General features: G+C 51.9%; 5 protein-coding genes. All 5 read right to left on the reverse strand.

What is annotated here, in order from left to right:
- Positions 1-230 (reverse strand): RsfS/YbeB/iojap family protein (locus DBO31_RS02670; protein WP_150824379.1); only part of this gene is annotated, 230 nt, incomplete at its 3' end.
- Positions 231-270: 40 nt separating this feature from the next.
- On the reverse strand, positions 271-1,224 hold the full coding sequence (locus DBO31_RS02675) for an LCP family protein (protein WP_150824380.1): 954 nt from the start codon (positions 1,222-1,224) through the stop codon (positions 271-273).
- Complete coding sequence (yqeK, locus tag DBO31_RS02680; RefSeq protein ID WP_059075830.1) at positions 1,217-1,822, reverse strand: bis(5'-nucleosyl)-tetraphosphatase (symmetrical) YqeK; 606 nt, start codon at positions 1,820-1,822, stop codon at positions 1,217-1,219. Before yqeK ends, DBO31_RS02675 begins: the two co-directional genes overlap by 8 nt.
- Positions 1,804-2,421 carry a nicotinate-nucleotide adenylyltransferase gene (gene nadD / locus DBO31_RS02685; RefSeq protein WP_150824381.1) on the reverse strand — a complete coding sequence of 206 codons (618 nt, stop codon included), beginning with the start codon at positions 2,419-2,421 and terminating at the stop codon, positions 1,804-1,806. Before nadD ends, yqeK begins: the two co-directional genes overlap by 19 nt.
- A gap of 144 nt (positions 2,422-2,565) precedes the next feature.
- On the reverse strand, positions 2,566-3,481 hold a 916-nt coding region (locus DBO31_RS02690; protein WP_150824382.1), incomplete at its 5' end, for a glutamate-5-semialdehyde dehydrogenase.

Below are 3,481 nucleotides of genomic sequence, written 5' to 3' on the forward strand. Positions count from 1 at the left end.
ACCGTGTATCCGTTCTTTTCCAGTTCTTCTTCCACGTTGTCGGCAATACTCTGGGCCTGACGGGTATTGCGGGCGCTGCAGATGACAAAATAATCGGCCATGATTGATGCCGTCATCATATCGAGGATGATGATATCCCAGCCTTTTTTGTCATATGCAGCCTGGGCTGCGATTTCATAACAAGTCTTTTCCTTTGTGTCGTGTGTCTGTTCTTTCATTACTAATGGCATTTCTTTCTATCTTCTCCTTTTTTATCCCATCCACGCCGTACTATTCATTGGCTATGGCATGGCTGCTCGTCCCGATGATCTTTTGTACTTCTACGGGATCAAAATTCCATAACGTATCCGATGTAGCCGTTTTCGTTTCTCCACTCTTGGCAATTTCGCCGGGCAGCATGTAAAAGTGAATGTCCGACACGGGCACATTACGGAATGTCCAGACAAGTCGTGCCATGTCTTTGGCCGATATGTTGGAATCTACGTCGTGCCAGACGCGGTATGCGTTTACCGCATTCGTTATGCCAAAGTGGGTTTCCCGGTCTTCATAAAATGCCTTGAGGAATCGTTCCTGCCGCAGTGCCTGGAAAAGCGGACCTTCCTTGTCGCTATAGCCCATATAGCCGGCCGATTCCCGGCCCGTAAGCAGCTGGTATCCCTGGCCGAGATTGAAATCAACCGCCCCATCGCTGGTTTCCCCGTACATCGGTTTTTCTACATACAGTGGCAGGCCGTCATTGATATCGATCATCCGGGCAAACGATTCAGGCGTAAAAGAAATATAATACGGAATGCGGATGTGGAAGATATCTTCTACGACAGCCCGGGTAAGGCTCATCCCGCCTTCGGTGTAAATATCCTGCAGTGCCTGTACTCCTTTTCCCTTCCGTCCTTCAATCTTGGTGTTATTGGGCAGCATGATGAAATCAACGGTCTTCTTTTCTTTATTGACGGCTGCCAGTCCGACGAAATTCGTCCTAGGCGCCGCTTCTTCATCGACACCGATAACCAGCACATAGAGAGGTATATCCGGACTCTGTTGGGCAAATTCTTCGTTTGCCGGTGACGGACGGAAATGAAACCAGGCCAGTACACCGGCAATGATAGCCAGCCCGATGAGGATTGCCATTCCCAATCTGTGCCAGAACCGGCGTTTCCGTTCATCCGGGCTGACGGTCCGGCGACGCTTGTTCCGCGTCTTCCCTTTCTTTTGCGTTTCACCCATTTTTCTGTCTCCCCTTCTTCTGCATCGCCAGAATCTGGGCATTGCGGTTGATGACCGTGCCGGCAAAAATAAGCTTGTCCTGTTCCAGCAGATGGGAAATGGTCGAATCGTATCCGGCAAGGACCGCCTGGTCCAGGTCTGCAGCGGCCAATTCGCGAAGGTGTTCTACGCCGTCGAAATCACGGTTTTCTTCGATGTAATCGGCAACAAAGATGATCTTTTCCAGTGTCCCCATAACTTCTGCCCCAGTCGTATGATGGGCCAGGGCTGCAAGAAATTCCTCGTCGGTCAGGTGATACTTCGTACGGGCAACGGTAACGGCCGCATACCCGTGGAGCAGGCCGCCGTTTGTCATGATGGCATCATCGAGACGGTCGCCGAAAGACTGCCGGGCCAGTTCCTGCATTTCCTCCAGAGGCAGCTGCTTGGCCGCATCGTGCAGAAGACCAGCCGTTTCAGCTTTATCGGGATCATAGTCATTACGCAAAGCCAGCTGACGGGCTGCCTTGGCTACGCCCAGGACATGCTTATACCGGTGGGCAGATAATATGCTTTTTAAATCACTTTTTATTTCTTCTTTTAACGTTGTACTGTACATTGATATATCCCATTCTTCCTGATATAGTCTGCAACGGCCCGGGGAATCATATAGCGGATGCTGCGGCCTTCCCGGATGCGCCGGCGCAGTTCCGTCGAAGAGAGTTCCATGGTCGGTACGGACAGCTTCAGGATGTGATGTCCCAGACTGCCGAAATGCCGGACGACGGGCATAATGGCTTCTGTACCGTCCGGACGGGTTGCGCCGATGAAATGGCACAGACGTAATATATCTTCCGGATGATTCCAGTTCGGAAGGTCCTGTATGGTGTCCGTACCGGAAATGAAATACAATTCATGACTGGGGCCGTACAATTTCTTTAAAAAACGCAGTGTATCCAACGTATACGACGGTCCTCTCCGGCGTATTTCCATATCGCTGACCGTAAAATAGGGATTATCGGCCGTCGCCAGACGCGTCATTTCCAGCCGCTGTTGTGCCGTAGCGCCGTGTACTTCTTTATGAGGGGTAATGTATGAAGGAATAAAGAGGACGCGGTCCAGCGAATACGCTTCCCGTGCTTCTTCGGCTATCATCAGGTGTCCCAGGTGGATCGGATTGAAAGTTCCGCCCATAACACCCAATCTAGTGATTTCCATAATAGATATACATACCTCCCCAGATAATAGCCACTACTATTATATATAATAGCAAAAAAATGGCGTAATGTTTATACTCATATTGCGTCTTCGGCGAGGACGCATACTGACGCAGCGTCCGCACGTATCCGCGCAGGCATCGCATCATTGGCGGATCTGTCCCTTACCGTGAATCAGATATTTATAGCTGACCAGCGCTTCCAGTCCCATCGGTCCCCGGGCATGGAGTTTCTGCGTGCTGATGCCGATTTCTGCGCCAAAGCCAAATTCAAAGCCGTCGGTAAACCGCGTCGAGGCATTGACATACACGGCTGCTGAATCGACTTCCTGCAGGAATCGTTCCGCCGTATCTGTATTTTCCGTGACAATAGTTTCTGAATGATGGGTGCTGTAGCGGCGGATATGATCCAGCGCTTCATCGAGAGATGAAACCGTGCGGATAGACATGATGAGGGCATTGTATTCCGTGCGCCAGTCTTCTTCTGATGCCATTTCTATGCCCGTTCCGCCAGCTTCTCTGGCAGCCGTATCGGCCCTCATTTCAACATGGCGGGCCTTCAGGACCGGTACCAGCTTTTCCATAAGCGGCTGGACGACGTCCTTGTGGACCAGCAGTGTTTCCATGGCATTGCACGTAGAGGGACGGGATACTTTGGCATTTTCAATGATGCTGACGGCCATGTCGAGGTCGGCATCTTTATCGACGTAGACATGGCAGACGCCGCTTCCCGTTTCGATGACCGGAACTTTCGCCGTATCGACGACCATGCGGATCAGACCGGCTCCCCCGCGGGGAATCGCCAGATTGATGTACTGGCGCAGTGTCAGCAGTTCGCCGACCAGGGTCCGGTCGGTATTTTCCATAATCGTAACGGCATCGGACGGAAGGCCGGCACGTGCAATGGCATGGCGGATGACTCCCGCCAGAGCCACGTTGGAATGGATGGCTTCACTGCCTCCGCGCAATACGGTCGCATTACCTGATTTCAGACACAGGACAGCCGCATCGACAGTGACATTAGGGCGGGATTCGAAGATGATGGCAATGACGCCGAGCGGA

Source organism: Megasphaera sp. DJF_B143 (genome assembly GCF_900320625.1).
Lineage (GTDB): Bacteria > Bacillota > Negativicutes > Veillonellales > Megasphaeraceae > Megasphaera > Megasphaera hexanoica.